At 74.5% G+C, this 15,175-nt stretch carries 14 protein-coding genes; 1 reads left to right on the top strand and 13 read right to left on the bottom strand.

The features are described from left to right. Positions 1-59 precede the first annotated feature (59 nt). From ACZ5OX_RS22415 to ACZ5OX_RS22385, 7 genes are all read right to left on the bottom strand, one after another. A complete protein-coding gene (locus ACZ5OX_RS22415) occupies positions 60-392 on the bottom strand; it encodes a hypothetical protein (RefSeq protein ID WP_465632302.1) in 333 nt (110 codons plus the stop codon). Between the two features lie 95 nt (positions 393-487). After that, positions 488-679, bottom strand: coding sequence for a hypothetical protein (locus tag ACZ5OX_RS22410; protein ID WP_449791889.1), 192 nt, complete (start codon positions 677-679; stop codon positions 488-490). Between the two features lie 144 nt (positions 680-823). Continuing rightward, positions 824-1,315, bottom strand: a complete 492-nt coding sequence (locus ACZ5OX_RS22405; protein WP_465632362.1) for an Asp23/Gls24 family envelope stress response protein — start codon at positions 1,313-1,315, stop codon at positions 824-826. Positions 1,316-1,529: 214 nt separating this feature from the next. Beyond that, the gene (locus tag ACZ5OX_RS22400) at positions 1,530-2,336 is read right to left on the bottom strand and encodes an enoyl-CoA hydratase/isomerase family protein (protein ID WP_449791887.1); all 807 of its coding nucleotides are present in this window, start codon (positions 2,334-2,336) and stop codon (positions 1,530-1,532) included. Positions 2,337-2,643: 307 nt separating this feature from the next. Beyond that, positions 2,644-2,877, bottom strand: coding sequence for a helix-turn-helix domain-containing protein (locus ACZ5OX_RS22395; RefSeq protein ID WP_030059940.1), 234 nt, complete (start codon positions 2,875-2,877; stop codon positions 2,644-2,646). A 327-nt stretch (positions 2,878-3,204) separates the two neighbouring features. Continuing rightward, a complete protein-coding gene (locus tag ACZ5OX_RS22390) occupies positions 3,205-4,803 on the bottom strand; it encodes an ABC-F family ATP-binding cassette domain-containing protein (RefSeq protein WP_355262816.1) in 1,599 nt (532 codons plus the stop codon). A gap of 382 nt (positions 4,804-5,185) precedes the next feature. Next, the gene (locus ACZ5OX_RS22385) at positions 5,186-6,214 is read right to left on the bottom strand and encodes a hypothetical protein (protein WP_465632300.1); all 1,029 of its coding nucleotides are present in this window, start codon (positions 6,212-6,214) and stop codon (positions 5,186-5,188) included. Between the two features lie 369 nt (positions 6,215-6,583). On the opposite strand from ACZ5OX_RS22385, the gene ACZ5OX_RS22380 reads away from it, so the two are divergent. Continuing rightward, positions 6,584-7,807, top strand: a complete 1,224-nt coding sequence (locus tag ACZ5OX_RS22380) for a glycoside hydrolase family 26 protein (RefSeq protein WP_465632298.1) — start codon at positions 6,584-6,586, stop codon at positions 7,805-7,807. Between the two features lie 4 nt (positions 7,808-7,811). On the opposite strand, the gene ACZ5OX_RS22375 is transcribed toward ACZ5OX_RS22380, so the two are convergent. The 6 genes from ACZ5OX_RS22375 to ACZ5OX_RS22350 are packed head-to-tail and all read right to left on the bottom strand — an operon-like array spanning position 7,812 to position 15,175. After that, a complete protein-coding gene (locus ACZ5OX_RS22375) occupies positions 7,812-8,972 on the bottom strand; it encodes a GNAT family N-acetyltransferase (RefSeq protein ID WP_465632296.1) in 1,161 nt (386 codons plus the stop codon). Continuing rightward, entirely contained in the window at positions 8,969-10,024 is a 1,056-nt protein-coding gene (locus ACZ5OX_RS22370) for a Wzz/FepE/Etk N-terminal domain-containing protein (RefSeq protein ID WP_465632294.1), read from the bottom strand. Before ACZ5OX_RS22370 ends, ACZ5OX_RS22375 begins: the two co-directional genes overlap by 4 nt. A gap of 49 nt (positions 10,025-10,073) precedes the next feature. Then, positions 10,074-11,189, bottom strand: coding sequence for a glycosyltransferase (locus tag ACZ5OX_RS22365; protein WP_465632292.1), 1,116 nt, complete (start codon positions 11,187-11,189; stop codon positions 10,074-10,076). Further along, positions 11,186-12,037: a polysaccharide deacetylase family protein gene (locus ACZ5OX_RS22360; RefSeq protein ID WP_465632290.1), complete on the bottom strand. Its 852-nt coding sequence runs from the start codon at positions 12,035-12,037 to the stop codon at positions 11,186-11,188. Before ACZ5OX_RS22360 ends, ACZ5OX_RS22365 begins: the two co-directional genes overlap by 4 nt. Next, positions 12,027-13,772, bottom strand: coding sequence for a murein biosynthesis integral membrane protein MurJ (murJ, locus tag ACZ5OX_RS22355; RefSeq protein WP_465632288.1), 1,746 nt, complete (start codon positions 13,770-13,772; stop codon positions 12,027-12,029). Before murJ ends, ACZ5OX_RS22360 begins: the two co-directional genes overlap by 11 nt. Further along, the gene (locus ACZ5OX_RS22350; protein WP_465632286.1) at positions 13,769-15,175 is read right to left on the bottom strand and encodes an O-antigen ligase family protein; all 1,407 of its coding nucleotides are present in this window, start codon (positions 15,173-15,175) and stop codon (positions 13,769-13,771) included. The genes murJ and ACZ5OX_RS22350 overlap by 4 nt, the downstream gene beginning before the upstream one ends.

Raw genomic sequence — 15,175 nt, 5'->3', positions numbered from 1 at the left:
CCGCGGCCGGGCTTTCGGCGCCGCCCCTTCCACGCCCGCCGTCGCGGAATCCTCCTCGTTCACGCCCACGAGGCGCCCCCCGTCACCAACTTCTCGACCACGACGACCACTTCCGACACCCTCGTCCCGGTCAGCCCCACCACCCGTTCGGCGATCCGCTGCCGCACCGCCCCGGCCAGCGCCGCGATGTCCGAGGGGAACGGCAGCTCGAGCTCCACCCGGACCGTCACCGTGCTGCCCGGTACGGTCACCGAGACATGCGGCGGCGCCCCCTTCGCCCGCCCGGCGGGCCAGGCATCGGCGAGCACCTCCCGGGCGGCCCGGGCCGCGATCCGGGCGTACACCCGGTCGGCGACCCGGAGCCGCCCCCGACGGCCCGGCACGGATCCCACGGCGGAACCCGACCCGGGGACCGCCGAGGAATCCGGACCGGAGCCCGAACGGGAAGGGACCGCAACCCGCCCCGGACCGGACGCGACGCCCGCCATCAGTGACGCCGGTCGCGGCCGCGGAGCAGGTCCCCGAGGTCGCCCAGCTCGATGTCTCCCTCCAGCAGGCGCCCGACCACGAAGCCGACCAGCCCGAGCGCGCCCACCAGCAGGAAGGCCGCGAATCCGCCGAAGTACCCGGCGAAGCCGAGGGCCATACCCGCCGCCAGGCCGATGATGGCCAGGTTCATCCGCTACTCCCTCGTCTCCAGCTACCTCGTCCGGCCCTGATCCGACCCGCCACCAACCCACCGCCAACCGCCGCCGAGCCATCGCCGAGCCGCCGACAACCCGACCCCGACCCGCCCCCGCCCCGCCCCGCCCCGCCGAACGCGCTACTTGAGCTTCGGCCGCTGCCCGGGCGCCGTCTCCGGCACCTCTTCCTCCTCGAACTCCGGTTCGTCCGGGAGGTGGACGTCGTTGACCGAAATGTTGACCTCGACGACCTCCAGGCCGGTCATCCGTTCGACCGCGTTGATGATGTTCTCCCGCACTTGGCGGGCGAGTTCGGGAATGACCACGCCGTACTCGACCACCAGGGCGATGTCGATCGCGGTCTGCTTCTCGCCGACCTCGGCCTTGATCCCCCGCCCGACGCTGGGCTTGCCGCCGGGCACCCGGTCCCGCATCGCACCGAAGGTACGGGCGAGCCCGGAGCCGAGCGCGTGGATCCCGGCGACCTCACGGGCCGCCATCCCGGCGATCTTCTCCACCACGCCGACGGCCAGCGCAGTGCGGCCGCGCTCGCCGGCCGGCTTGGTACCGCCGCCGGCCCCCGGCGGCGGGCCGGCGGTCGCGGCGCTGCCGCCGCTGGTGTGCTTGTGCATGGTCGCGGGCGTCGGAGTGTCAGGCATGGCGCTTCTCCCGTCGTGCGGCTCCAGCTATATCGCAAGCCTCCACAACTCTGGCATTTCGCCACGAACCCCGCCCGCCGAGCGCCGACGGCCGGCTCCCCGCACGGAAGCCCCCGCCCCGCACAAAGGGCAGGGCCCGGCCCCGGGAGGATCTCCCGGGGCCGGGCCCTGCGCCGTCACCGCGCGGTCAGTCGCCGATCCCGGCGAGCTCCCGCAGTCGGCGGGCCTGCGCCGCCCGTTCGGCCGAACGCTGCTCGTCGAAGGAGCGCCCGGCGGCCCCCTGCAGCAGGGCCTTGGTCTCGATCACGGCCCCGCGCGGAGCGGCCAGCAGGGCCGCCGCGAGGTCGCGGGCGGCGGCGTCCAGTTCCTCGCCCGGCACCGCCAGGTTGGCCAGCCCGATCGCGGCGGCCTCCTCGGCACCCACCCAGCGGCCGGTCGCGCAGATCTCCAGCGCCCGCGCGTAGCCGACGAGGTCGGTGAGCGGCTTGGTGCCGGCCAGATCCGGGACGAGGCCCAGCGAGGTCTCCTTCATCGCGAACCGGACGTCCTCGGCGACCACCCGCAGGTCGCAGCCGAGGGCCAGCTGGAAGCCCGCGCCGACGGCGTGGCCCTGGACCGCCGCGATGGAGATCAGGTCCGGGCGGCGCCACCAGGTGAAGGCCTCCTGGTAGGAGGCGATGGCGTCGTCCAGCTCCTGGTCGCTGGAGGCGGCGAGCTGGAGGAAGGTGGGCTCACCCGGGATGCCCTCGGGGGTGAACATGGCCCGGTCCAGCCCGGCGGAGAAGGAAACGCCCTCCGCGCGCAGCAGCACCACTCGGACGCTGCCGGGCAGCTCGCGGCCGGCCGCGGTGAGGGCGCGCCAGAGCGCGGGCGACTGGGCGTTGCGCCGCTTGGGCAGGCACAGGGTGACGACGGCGAGTTCACCGTCGATCTCCAGGCGGACGCCGTCGCGCTCCCAGCTCGGGGCCTGCGGGTCGGTGGCGGGAGCGGTCATGCGGGAACCTCCGGTGGCGAGGGACTTGGCTACCGGAGAGTAACAAAACTCGAGACGCGAGGGCAGGGGCCCCGGCCCGAAAAGATCGACGGGGCCCACGGCGCTCGACGGAACGCGAAAGCGGAGCGGAGCGAAGCTCGAAAGGAAAACGAACGGACGTGAAGAACGGGGGGCGGACGACACCCCGGACATGACGATCGGCGGCCGGTCCACACGACCCGAGGGCGGACGCCCAGCTGGTGGTCAGCTGCCGTCTCCTCGGCCGGCGCCCTGCCGCCGCGTCATCCAGCCGGTGGCTGACTAACCGTCAGGACCCGGCCCCGGCAGTTGCCTTGTTCTTGCCCCGCGTGGCACCGCCGCGGCCCCGGAGAATGACTCCGGATTCGCTCAGCATCCGGTGCACGAAGCCGTACGAACGACCGGTCTCCTCCGCGAGAGCGCGAATGCTCGCCCCGGAGTCGTACTTCTTCTTGAGATCGGCCGCGAGCTTCTCACGCGCGGCACCGGTCACCCGGCTGCCCTTTTTCAGAGTCTCGGCCACCCGTGCCTCCTCGTAGCGTTGCTCGGTCAGATTCCCATGATCACCCATCCATCGCGTCCTGGCCACCCATTCGACAAGGTCGATGTCGGAAATGCGTGGTCCTACGGTGGTGATCCGAGCGCATCAGGGCGCTCACACAGAGTGCACGCCCCCGGGTGGAAGTCGCCGTTCGCCGAGAAATAGCTGATCAGCAGCGTCGGCCCGACCACGATCGAGTGGCGGGCCGACGGAAAGTCCTTAAACGGAATCCGGGTCTACTTCATTCCCGGACACGCCGAAAGGACTAGATATTCTCATCCGAAAAGCGGATCTCGCGTCTACTTCCGGTCAGGCCAAGGAGACCAGATCGGCGTAGGACGGGTTCCAGAGGTCCTCCACGCCGTCCGGCAGCAGGATGATCCGCTCCGGGTCGAGCGCCTCGACCGCGCCCTCGTCGTGGGTGACCAGGACGACCGCCCCGGAGAACTCGCGCAGCGCGCCCAGGATCTCCTCGCGGCTGGCCGGGTCGAGGTTGTTGGTGGGCTCGTCGAGCAGCAGCACGTTGGCGGAGGAGACCACCAGGGTGGCCAGCGCCAGACGGGTCTTCTCACCACCGGAGAGCACCCCGGCCGGCTTGTCGACGTCGTCGCCGGAGAACAGGAAGGAGCCGAGGATCTTGCGGATCTGCACCAGGTCGGTGTCCGGCGCGGCCGAGCGCATGTTCTCCAGCACGCTGCGGTCCGGGTCGAGCGTCTCGTGCTCCTGGGCGTAGTAGCCGATCTTCAGGCCGTGGCCCGGGATCACCTCGCCGGTGTCCGGCTGCTCCACCCCGGCCAGCATCCGCAGCAGGGTGGTCTTGCCGGCACCGTTGAAGCCGAGCACGACGACCCGCGAACCGCGGTCGATCGCCAGGTCGACGTCGGTGAAGATCTCCAGCGAGCCGTAGGACTTGGACAGGCCGCTGGCGGTCAGCGGGGTCTTGCCGCACGGGGCCGGCTCCGGGAAGCGCAGCTTGGCGACCTTGTCGCTCTGGCGCACCTGCTCCAGGCCGGAGAGCAGCTTGTCGGCACGGCGGGCCATGTTCTGCGCGGCCACCGTCTTGGTCGCCTTGGCGCGCATCTTGTCGGCCTGGGCGTTGAGGGTCGCGGCCTTCTTCTCGGCGTTGGCCCGCTCGCGCTTGCGGCGCTTCTCGTCGTCCTCGCGCTGCTGCTGGTACTGCTTCCAGCCCATGTTGTAGACGTCGATGCAGGAGCGGTTGGCGTCCAGGTAGAACACCTTGTTGACGACCGTCTCGACCAGGTCGACGTCGTGCGAGATGACGATGAAGCCGCCCTTGTACGTCTTCAGGAAGTCCCGCAGCCAGACGATCGAGTCGGCGTCCAGGTGGTTGGTGGGCTCGTCGAGCAGCAGCACGTCGGAGTCCGAGAAGAGGATCCTGGCCAGCTCGACGCGGCGGCGCTGACCGCCGGAGAGGGTGTGCAACGGCTGGCCGAGGATGCGGTCCGGCAGGCCCAGCGCGGCGGCGATGGTGGCGGCCTCGGCCTCGGCGGCGTACCCGCCCTTGGTGAGGAACTCGGTCTCCAGCCGGGCGTACTTCTTCATCGCGTTGTCCCGGGTGGCGCCCTTGCCGTTGGCCATCCGGTCCTCGTTCTCGCGCATCTTCTTCAGCACGGTGTCGAGGCCGCGGGCGGACAGGATGCGGTCCTTGGCGAGGACGTCCAGGTCACCGGTGCGCGGGTCCTGCGGGAGGTAGCCGACCTCGCCCGACCGGGTGACGGTGCCGGCGGCGGGCAGGCCCTCGCCGGCCAGCACCTTGGTGAGCGTGGTCTTGCCGGCGCCGTTGCGGCCGACCAGACCGATCCTGTCGCCGGCGGCGACCTTGAAACTCGCGGACTCGATCAGGATCCGGGCACCGGCACGCAGTTCGAGGGCGTTGGCGGAAATCATGGCTGAGGACTACTCCTGGGACGTGGGCGGGCGGCCGGGTACGACGGACCCGGGGCCGGGTTGGCGTGAGGGGGACTTCAACGGCGGTCGGCGCGGCCCTCGTGGCGCCGCCACCCGCTATTGCCCGGAGAAGATAGCCATGGCGGCAAGTCTACCGGGCCCCGTGTGTCGCCTCCGGAGATGTACCGGCCTGGGGTATCCGCCGGGCACCGGGGCCCCGCCGGTCCGGCCGAGGGCCGCCCGGAGCGAGGCCATCACGTCGGACCGAAGCCTCGCCCCGGGCCGAAGCCGTCACCCCGGGCCGGAGGCCGCCGTCCGCGGGCCGAGCCGGTGGCCGCGACCGGAGACGACCGCGGCCCGCGACCGACCGCGACGACCGCGACTACTGCGGCTGTCCGGCCGGCTGGTCCCCCGCAGGCGCCGCGGAGTCCGCCGCCGGGGCGTCCGGGGCGGTGCCGGCGGCCGCCGACTCGCCCGCGGCCGGGAGGAGCGCCGACGGGTCCGCCGCGCAGCCGCCCTGCGGACGGACCGCGGCGAACGGCGCGTCCACGCTGCCGCAGGGCGTCTCGGGCGCCGCCGCCTTGGTGTCGAACACCCTGGGCGGGACGATCGGGCCGTCGGTGATCTCCACCCGGCTGCGGTCCAGCACCTTGACCGTGGCGTTCGGGCCGGTGCTCGTCGCCCAGCCGTTGCTGTCCAGCCGGTAGCCGGTGATGCCGCCGGACACGGCCTGCCCGCTGCTGTTCGTGCAGGTGCGCGGAATGAGCACGGCGTAGTCGGTGTGGACGGCGCGCAGCGGGTCGTAGACGCAGCCGCCGGAGGGCTTGTCGTTGTAGCGCAGGTCGCCGTCGGCGTCGCGCAGGCCCATGGTCAGGTTCGGCGTGACCAGGGCCAGCCAGGGCGAGCCGTCCCGCTGGACGGTGTGCAGCGCGCCCGCGGCCCGCTGCGTGGCGAGCGCCTTGCGCTGGGCCTCGGTCCGCTTGTCGGCGCCGGGTTCGCCGTCGCCGCGCAGCCAGTCGGCCAGGCCGGGCACCGCGCGGTGCCAGCGCACCTCGTGGTCGCCGGGCCGCACCGAGGTCACCATGCCGTCGTCCCAGACCACAATGGCGTTGTCGCCGGCCATCGCCAGGTAGAGCGCCTCGGCGCCCTCGCGGCGGTAGGACCAGGCGTGCTCGCCGGTCTGCTTGTGGGAGGCCTCCAGGCCCGGGCCCACCCGCAGGTCGAGGTCGGCCGAGCTGAGCGACTCGGAGTTGACCGGAGTCGCCCCCGCGTCACCCGGTCCCGCCACCCGGTCGCCGAACGGCACCGGCTTGTTCGCGTGTGCCGCCGCTCCGGCCGCAAGGACCAGCACCACCGCCGAGGCAGGCAGGATCGAGCGGGGGGTCAGTACACGCAGCGGCTTCCAGGACACGGCCGCAGGGTACCTTTCACCGGGCCCGCGAGTCAGCCCGGTTCCGCCGCCGATACCTCCCGCCCGGCGTCCGCCCGGCCCCGCGCGCCCTCCCCGCACGTCCGCCCGCCCACCTGCGCCGTCGGGGCCGCGGCCGCTCCGGCGGGCGCGCCGGAGCGGGCCGCAGCGGCCCGGCGGGACCGTTACAGAGCTGATACATGACCGGCGATCGTCGGCCGCCGTGGCAGCCGACGTTCGATCGGCGCCCACTTTGGGGTGACATTCGGCCCCTTCGTCCCTCTTCGGGCCTACTGTCAGCGAGCGGGGCGCCACGGTCCGTCCACGCCGTGACCGTGGCTCCCCGCCCACGAGACTCCGGAGGAGAGCACCATGCGAATCGGCCGCCTGACGCTGGCCGCCGCCACCCTGCTGCTGATGGCCACGGCCAGCGTCCCGGCCGGGACGCCGTTCAGCCAGACCGAACGGCACACCCTCTCCTCGGACGCCATCGAGCAGCGCGGTCCGGCCCCGCGCCCGCCGGTCCAGCGGCCGAGCCACGAGCCGCCGTTCGGCGCGTTCGTCGGCTCCTGGGACGACTACATCCCGCAGATCGGCCGGTACGCGCAGTGGCTGGGCGACGCGAACATCCAGGTCGGCCACACCTACCTGGCGGGCAACGGCTGGAGCGACATCGAGGGCGAGCCGATGGTGCTCGGCCTCTGGTCGCAGTGGCGGCAGGCCGACCCGTCGCGGCTGCTGGTGCTCGGTGTGCCGATGCTGGTGCCCAGCGAGGCGAAGGTGTCGGACGACGAGGTCGCCGAACTGCTCGCCCAGGGGGCGCGCGGGGACTTCGACGGGCACTTCCTCAAGCTCGCGCGCCGACTGGTCGCGCTGGGCAGTCCGGACACCGTGCTCACGCTCGGCTGGGAGATGAACGGCACCACCTACACCCACCGCTGCAAGCCCGACCCGTCGGCGTGGAAGACGTACTGGCGGCGGATCGTCGAGGTGATGCGCTCGGTGCCCGGGCAGCGCTTCCGCTTCGACTTCGCCCCCAGCCGCGGCCTGGACGCCATCCCCTGGACCAAGTGCTACCCCGGCGACGACGTGGTCGACATCATCGGCATGGACAACTACGACCAGCCCGCCGGCGGCACCTTCGACGACTACGTGCGCGAGCCGTACGGCCTCCAGGACCAGGTGGAGTTCGCCGCCAAACGCGGCAAGCCGGTCTCGTACCCGGAGTGGGGGCTGTTCCGCAACGGCGACAACCCCGAGTTCGTGCAGCGGATGGTCGACTGGATCCGCACCCACGACACCGTCTACCAGACCGTCACCGACTACTGTCCGCACGGCTTCTTCCAGTGCGAGCGCAATCCGCGCTCGGCGGCGACGTTCAAGGGGTTGATGGCCGGGTCGAAGGGGGCGCCCTCGCCGACGCCCACCGCGGCGGCCCCCGGCGTGCCCGCGGCGCCGGGCCCGGCCGGCCCCGTGGACTCGCCGGCCGCGCCCGGGGGCCGCGCCGCGCCGAGTGCGACGCCGCACCCGGCGGCCCGTCCGACGACCGCCAAGGCGACGGCCGTTCCGACGGGCACGAAGCACGCCCGGCACTGAGCGGTCAGCTGCGGCGGCGGGCCAGCAGCGCCTCCTTGAGCCGGGGGAAGCGGGTGCGCAGCTGGTGCGCCGCCGCCTGCCGGGCGAGCACCGCCCCGGCCCGGAGGGCGGCCGCCGGTGCCGCCCCGGCCGGGCCGAGCAGCAGCCGGTGGTTGGACAGCTGGTCCGGCCGCCAGCGCTGCTTGTACGGTTCCTGCCCGCGCAGCAGGCCGAGCACCGGGACGCCCGCGCCGACGGTCTCGTCCAGGGCCGCGCTGAACAGCAGCCCGGCGATGTCCAGGCGCTCGCGCAGCACCGGGTGGGCGCCGTACATGTACAGCCCCCCGAAGGACGGGCAGAGCAGCAGCAGGTTCACCGCGACCAGCTGGCCGTCCAGGTGGAACTGGTGGACGACGGCCCTGCCCGCGGCGACCAGTCCGGTGGTGGACTCGGTCAGGTGCCGGGCGAACCGGTCGGTGCGGTGCTCCGGCGTGACGCCGCGCGCCTGCCACTGCAGGAAGTGCAGCCGCAGCAGCCCGTCCAGCGCCTGCGGCACCTCGGCCACCGGGGTCGTACGGACCTTCACGCCGGCCTCGGCGATCTTGCGGAGCTTCACCCGGCTGCGCTGGGCGGTCTTGCCGGGTACCCGTTTGAGCAGCCGGTCCATCGGGACGGCCGGCAGGTACTGGCAGAGCGAGTCGCGGTAGCGGCGGCGGCTGCCGCGCCAGTGCCCGTACACCCGATGTACCGCCGCGTCGGGGTGGACCTCGCGCAGCTCCAGCCAGTGCCACGGGCGGGTGAGCGGGAGGGCGGCGGCGAGTTCGACGGCGGCCCGGTCGGCGTACTCGTCGTCGAGCAGGACGTCGGTGTAGTCGGCCAGCCCGACGCCGAGACCGGTCAGGCCGCCGAACGGTCCGCCGCGGCGCACGAAGGCGCCCGCGCCGACCAGCCGGCCGTCGCGGCGGACCAGCACCACGAGCAGGCCGCCGGGGCGGCCGTAGTGGCGCCACCAGGAGCGCTGCCAGTCGGCGGCCTGGAAGAAGGTGGCGGTCCGGCAGCGGGCGGCCAGGTCGTCCCACTCCTCCGCGAGGACGTCCAGGGCGTCGTCCTCGCGGCGCAGCTCGGTGGTCCAGGCCGGCGCCGTCGCCTGGGCGGGCAGGCTGCTCCCGCGGGTGCGGGTGCTCACCGGCCGCTCCCGGCCGGGGCCTTCTTCCGGGCGGGGGTCTGGTTCCCGGTGGCGGGGACCTGCTCCTCGGCGGCCGCGGGGCCTTCCCCCGCGGTGGCGGGGACCTGCTCCTCGGCGGAGGCCTGCTCCTCGGCCGGGGGCTGCTCCGTCGCGGGCTGCTCCGCCGTCGCGGGCGCGGTGCCGGCCTGCTTGTCGGCCTTGTCGTCGGCCTTGCCGTCGGCCTTCTTCTCGGCCTTCGGGCTCTCCTTCTTCACTCTGGTGGTCCTGGCGCTCTCCTTCTTCGGGCTCGCGGCCTTCGCTCCTCCGGTCTCGGTAGCGGTGACAGCCCCGGGCTCGGCCTCGGCCGGCTCCTCGCGACGCGGGCGCGGCTGCGTCGGGACCGCCACCGACACGACGGCGGCGGGGGCGGGGGCAGCGGGGGCGGGGGCGGGGACCTCCGGTGCCCGTGCGGCCCGCGGCGCTTCGCGGCTCGCGTCGGCCTCGGACGTTCCCGCGCCGCCCCGGCGGCGGGTCATCATCACCAGCGCGCCCAACAGCAGCCCGGCCGAGCCGCCGACCGCGACGTCCAGCTTCCCGGAGGGCGTGGTCGGCTTGTCCGGCGCGGCGGCCGGGGCCAGCGTCACCAGCCGGACGTTGGTGTCCTTGCTGCTGGTGTTGGCGAAGGCGACCAGCGAGCGGGCCACCGCGTCGGCGGTCCCGGCCGCGTCCTGGGGGCGCCGCCCGGTCCCGGTGATCTCGATCATCGGGGCGTCCGGCGAGGTCGTCCCGTGCACCAGGGTCTGCAGCTCGGTCCGGGTGTGGCCGGTCTCGTCGGCCGCCACGGCGAGCACCTGCGGCTGGCCGGCCAGCCGGCCGTACGCCTGGGCGAAGTTGGTCGCGATCGCGGCCTCCCCGGGGTTCTGCGCGACCACGAGGACGTAGGCGTTCGCGGCGTACGACGGGTGCGCGACGACGGCGTACCCGGCGCCGGCCGCGGCGCCCAGCGGAACCGCGAGCACCACCGGCCACCAGCGGCGGACCAGGCGGCGGGCGCTTCGGCGCGGTGTGGTCATGGGTGTAGCTCCTTGGGTCTGGTACGGCGGTTCCGGCGGTGGCAGGCGGTCAGACGCGGGCCAGCCGGTCGTAGAGGGCACCCAGGTCGGAAGCGACCCGGGCGATGTCGTAGTGGCCGATGGCCGGGGGGTGCGGCAGCGGGTCGGCGATGTGCCCGCTGAGCGGCCGCAGGTCGCGCAGCGCGGCGGCGTAGGCGGCCGGCTCGGAGGGGATGCGGCGGGCCTGCGGGGCGGCGCTGGGCGGGAGTTCGTCGAGTGCCGGGCAGGCGCTGTGCCGCACCGGCAGCCCGGCCGCGAGGCCCTCCAGGACGCCGAGGCCGAAGGTCTCCGCGGTCGAGGGGGCGGCCAACACGTCCAGGGCGGCCAGCAGTTCGGGCACGTCGTCGCGCTCCCCGGCGAGCACCAGCCGGTCCCGCACGCCGGCCTCGTCGGCCCGGCGCTCCAGCGCGGCGTGCTCCGGGCCCTCGCCGACCAGCACCAGCCGGGTGGCCGGGTCGAGCTCGGCGAGCGCCTCGACCAGCACCTCGAAGCGCTTGCCCGGTACCAGCCGGCCCACCCCGCCGACCACCCAACTCCCGTGCGGCAGCCCGAGCTCGGCCCGCAGCCGGCTGCGGACGGCAGCCCGTTCGGCGGGTGGGAGGCGGTAGCGGGAGGCGTCGATGCCGTTCGGGATCAGCTCGATCCGGGCCGGCGGGACGCCCCAGGAGCGCAGCGTCTGGGCGACCTGTCGGGAGACGGCGACGGTGGTGCTGCCGAGCCGTTCGGCCGCCAGGTAGAGGCCCTTGACGCCCCGGGTGACCGGGCGGCCCTCGATCACCCCGGCGTGCAGCGAGTGCTCGGTGGAGACCACCGCGCGCACCCCGGCCAGCCGGGCGGCCAGCCGGCCGTACAGCTGGGCCCGGTAGAGGTGGGTGTGCACCAGGTCGTAGCGGCCGGCCCGGACCAGCCGGACCAGTCGGGGCAGCGCGCGCAGGTCCCGGTTGCCGCGCATGCCGAGGTGGTGGACGGTGACGCCGTCGGCGCGCAGCGCGGCGGCGACCGTGCCGGGCTCGGTCAGGGCGAGCACCTCGCACTGCTGGTGCGCCGGCAGGTGCCGTAGCAGCAGGTGGAGTTGGCGCTCGGCACCGCCGGCGGCCAGTCCGGTGACGATGTGCAGCACCCTCATGGCCGGGGCTCCCTGCGGGCGCGGCGCAGCTCGGTGACGGCGTCGCGCAGCCGCTGCCGGCCCCTCTTGGCGCGCAGCCGCCAGGCGCCGTCGCGGGCGCCGACGTAGCAGCGGGGCAGGGCGAAGCGGCCGGTGAGCGGGGAGTGCCCGATGGCGCAGGCGTAGTCGTACCCGGCGTCGCGCACGGCCAGGGCGGCGGGCAGGTCGACGGCACCGTACGGGTAGCAGAAGCCGGTGACCGATCCGCCGACGGCCTCCTCCAGCAGGCGCCGACTCTCCCGGGCCTGGACGGCGAGAGTCTCGGCGGGCAGGCCGGGCAGCGCCTGGTGGCCGAGGCCGTGCGAGCCGATCTCCCAGCCGGCGGCGGCGAGTTCGGTGACCTCCTGGACGGTGAGCAGCTGCTTGCGCGGGCCCTCGGTGTCCCAGTCGTTGTCCCGGCCGAGCAGGTCGGCGACCACGTACGCGGTGGCGGTGAAGCCGTACGCCTGGAGGATCGGCACCGCGTACCGGGCAAAGTCGGCGTAGCCGTCGTCGAAGGTCAGGCCGACCAGTCCGTCGTCCCGGCCGAGGGCCCGGGCCCGCATCAGCTCGCGGACACTGACGCCGCGCAGGCCGCGTCGGTGCAGCCAGGCGATCTGTTCGGCGAACCGCTCGGGGCTGACGGTGAGCCGGTAGGGGTCCTCCTTCTCGACCGCCACCGAGTGGTACATCAGGATCCACGGCGAGGCGGAGCCGGGGACCGGTGGTTCACCGAGCGGGGGGCGGCTCCTGGGCAGTGGTGCCCGGTGCGGCGGGGCGCTGCTGACGCCCGCCCGGGCCGAGCGGACGGCTCCCCGTTCATCGTCCATGGGGACGCTTCCCTTCTTCGGCGACGGTTGGCGGGGTCCGCCCGGGCCCCAGGGCCCGGGCGGCGGCGAGGACTGGGCCGCGCACCTCGCGGGCGCCGAGCCCGGTGCCGAGGGCGGCGAAGGCCAGCGCCACGGTGAGGCCTCCGAGGAGGGTCGAGAGCAGCGGGTCGGCGGCCAGGGCGGCGGCGGCGGTGCCGAGCACGGTGGCCCCGGCGGCGGCGGCCACCAGCCGGCCGTGTCCGCCGAGCACCCGGTGCAGCCGCAGCGGGATGCCGCGCAGCACCAGGCCGTGCAGCAGCAGCGCGGCGGTGGTGGTGATGCCGGCCGCGTTGCCGGCGGCCAGCCCCAGGGCGCCGAAGCGGGGTGTGGCGAGCAGGCCGGTGGTGACGGTGACGCCGAGGCCGAGCAGCATGGCGGCGACCGGGTACCAGTCCAGGAGCCGGCTGCGCCCGTCCTCGGTGCCCGGGTCGTCGGCCCGGCGGACCACCGGGCACAGCGAGAAGTACGGGCGGATCATCACACCGATCAGTGCCTGGGCGGGCAGGCCGAAGCTGTAGACCCGGATGACGTCCGCGGTGGCGGCCGTGTCGTGCGGGCCGAAGGCGCCGCGTTCGAACAGCAGTGAGACCACCGAGGGGGCGCAGGCCATCAGGAAGGCGGTGCCGAGCAGGACGACGGCCGCCGCCTGGCCGAGGTCCTTCTCCACCCGGTCGCGGGCGGCGGTGAGGTCCCCGGCGGCGAGGGCCCGGGCGACCAGCGGGAAGGTGACGGTGCAGATCAGGATGCCCGCCGTCATGGCGAGCTGGGAGACCTTGGCGGCGTAGTTGAGGTGCGAGATGGTGCCGGGCGGCAGGGCCGAGCCGAGGTAGCGCTCGACGAAGACCTGGGACTGGCGGGTGAGGGTGAAGGCGGCCACCGGCAGCAGGGCGAGCGGCATCAGCACCAGGGTGCGGCGCGAGCGGCGGCCGCGGCCGGTGCCGGGCGGGCCCTGGCGCAGTCGGCTCAGGAACGGGCCGACCAGCAGGCCGGCCATCAGCAGGCTGCCGGCCGCGACGCCGAGGGCGGCGGAGCGCACCCCGAGGTGGGAGTGGAGGCAGAGCAGGACGGCGAGGATGCCGAGGTTGTGGGCGACGTAGATGCCGGCCGGGGCGGTGAAGCGGTGGTGGGCGCGCAGCGCGGCGGCCAGGTAGCCGGCCACCCCGAAGGGCAGCACGGTGATCGCGGTGATCCGGGTGCAGGTGACGGCCAGGCCGGGGTCGGTGAGGCCGGGGGCGAGCAGTGCGACCAGTTCCGGGGCGCCGAACGCGGCGGCCAGGGCGAGGCCGCCGAGCGCGAGCAGCAGCCAGGGCAGGGAGGCGCGGACGAGTTGGCGGACCGGGTCGGGGGCGTCCGGGTCCTCCTCGCGCAGCACCAGGGCGAGGGCGAAGGCGGGCACCATGAGGAAGGACATGGCGTCCTCGATCAGCAGCGGTGCGGCGGTCTCGGGGACGGTCCAGGCGACCAGGAAGGCGTCGGTGCCCTGGTTGGCGCCGAAGTAGCGGGCCAGCAGGAGGTCGCGCAGCAGGCCGAGGCCGGAGCCGGCGGCGCTGAGGACGGCGGTGATGCCGAAGGCCTTGGCGAGGAAGCCGCGCCGGGGGGCCGGGTGGGGCTCGGCGGCGGGGTCCTCGCCGGTGGCGCCGCGGGGGGCCGGGAGGGCGGCTGGGGCGACGGCGGCAGCCGGTTGGTCGGTGGTCACCGGGCCGCTCCGGCGGCGGGGTGGTCGGTGGCGGGGAGCCCGGGGCGGTGGGTGGCCGCGTGGGCGGCGAGGCCGAGGACGACGGAGGTCAGCACGGTGGTGGTGCCGCCGATGTCGGCGTACAGGAAGTCGACCAGGACCCAGGTGAGCAGGGCGAGTGCGGCGAGCCCGGAGCCGTGGCGGTGGCGCAGGCAGCCGAGCAGCAGGGCGAGGAAGAGCGCGGCGTAGGCGGTGATGCCGATCAGGCCCTGCTCGCTGAGCACCAGGAAGTACATGTTGTGCGGGGAGAGCAGCGGTTCGCGCTGGAAGCCGATGGTGGCGTCGGCGGCGTCGCTGCCGGAGGACAGCCGCAACGGGGCGTGGCTGTCGCGCAGTTGCTGGAAGGCCTTGGGCCCGGCGCCGTGCACGGGGTGGTCCTGCCAGATCAGTCCGGCGGTGGACCACAGGTCGTACCGGTCGGAGACGGACTGGTCGGGGGCGGCCGAGACGGAGCCGATCGAGCTGAGCCGCTGGGTGACGCCGGAGCCGCCGAGGCCGAGGCCGCCGACCAGGACGACGACGGCGGCCAGGCCGACGACGGCGCCGCGCACCAGCAGCCGGGCGTCGGCGCGCAGCAGCAGCACGGTGGCGGCGAGGCCGGTGGCGATCCAGCTGCCGCGGCTGAAGGAGACGGCCAGCGGGAAGACGAGGAAGGCGGCGGCGGCGAACATCGCGCGGCGCAGGCGGGGGTTGCCGTCGGGGCACGGCGCCGGGCTGCCGTCCACCGCCCGGCGGGCGGGGGTGCGCCGCCCGGCCCCTCGTCCGCGCTCGGCGAGGGCCAGTGCGAGGGCGGCGAGCAGGCCGTAGCTGACCACGCTGGACATCGCCATGACGTCGAGTGCGCCGAAGGTGCCGACGGCCCGGATCGGCTGGCCGGTGTAGGAGGCGCCGGTGTGGGTGAGGTACTGCTTAACGCCGACCGCGCCCTGGATCAGCGCGGCGAGCACGAAGGAGCCGAGGACCAGGCGCTGGTCGGTGCGGTCGCGCAGTGAGCAGAGGACGGCGACGGGGACCAGGACGAACACCTGGGTGAGCCGGACGAAGCCGGTGACGCCGGCGGCCGGGTCGATCGAACCGATGGTGGCGACGGCGGCCGCCACGACGATCCCTCCGAACAGCGCGCAGGTGGTGCGGCTGATCGCGGGCAGCCGTCCGCGCAGCAGGTCGAGCGCTGTGAGGGCGACCAGGGCCAGCGAGGCGAGGTCGGCGGCGGTGATGTGGACGGCGGCGGCGACGTCCTTCTGCCCGGTGGGCACGCAGACCAGCAGGACGGTGGCCGCGGCCAGCGGGCTGGTGCGCTCCGTGAGTACGGGCAGGGCCTTCCGTAAGACGGGGTGGGGGAAGGCGGGGAGGGTCAGGGCCAC

This window comes from Kitasatospora sp. NPDC032121, assembly GCF_055580145.1.
The sequence above is the reverse complement of the archived record's forward strand: the minus strand, read 5'-3'. Positions and strand labels throughout refer to the sequence as shown.

Coding starts and splice junctions, on each gene's coding strand:
- ACZ5OX_RS22370 (WP_465632294.1), bottom strand. CDS start 10,024: ATGACCACACCGCGCCGAAGCGCCCGCCGCCTGGTCCGCCGCTGGTGG.
- ACZ5OX_RS22365 (WP_465632292.1), bottom strand. CDS start 11,189: ATGAGGGTGCTGCACATCGTCACCGGACTGGCCGCCGGCGGTGCCGAG.
- ACZ5OX_RS22390 (WP_355262816.1), bottom strand. CDS start 4,803: ATGATTTCCGCCAACGCCCTCGAACTGCGTGCCGGTGCCCGGATCCTG.
- ACZ5OX_RS22360 (WP_465632290.1), bottom strand. CDS start 12,037: ATGGACGATGAACGGGGAGCCGTCCGCTCGGCCCGGGCGGGCGTCAGC.
- ACZ5OX_RS22380 (WP_465632298.1), top strand. CDS start 6,584: ATGCGAATCGGCCGCCTGACGCTGGCCGCCGCCACCCTGCTGCTGATG.
- ACZ5OX_RS22410 (WP_449791889.1), bottom strand. CDS start 679: ATGAACCTGGCCATCATCGGCCTGGCGGCGGGTATGGCCCTCGGCTTC.
- ACZ5OX_RS22400 (WP_449791887.1), bottom strand. CDS start 2,336: ATGACCGCTCCCGCCACCGACCCGCAGGCCCCGAGCTGGGAGCGCGAC.
- ACZ5OX_RS22405 (WP_465632362.1), bottom strand. CDS start 1,315: ATGCACAAGCACACCAGCGGCGGCAGCGCCGCGACCGCCGGCCCGCCG.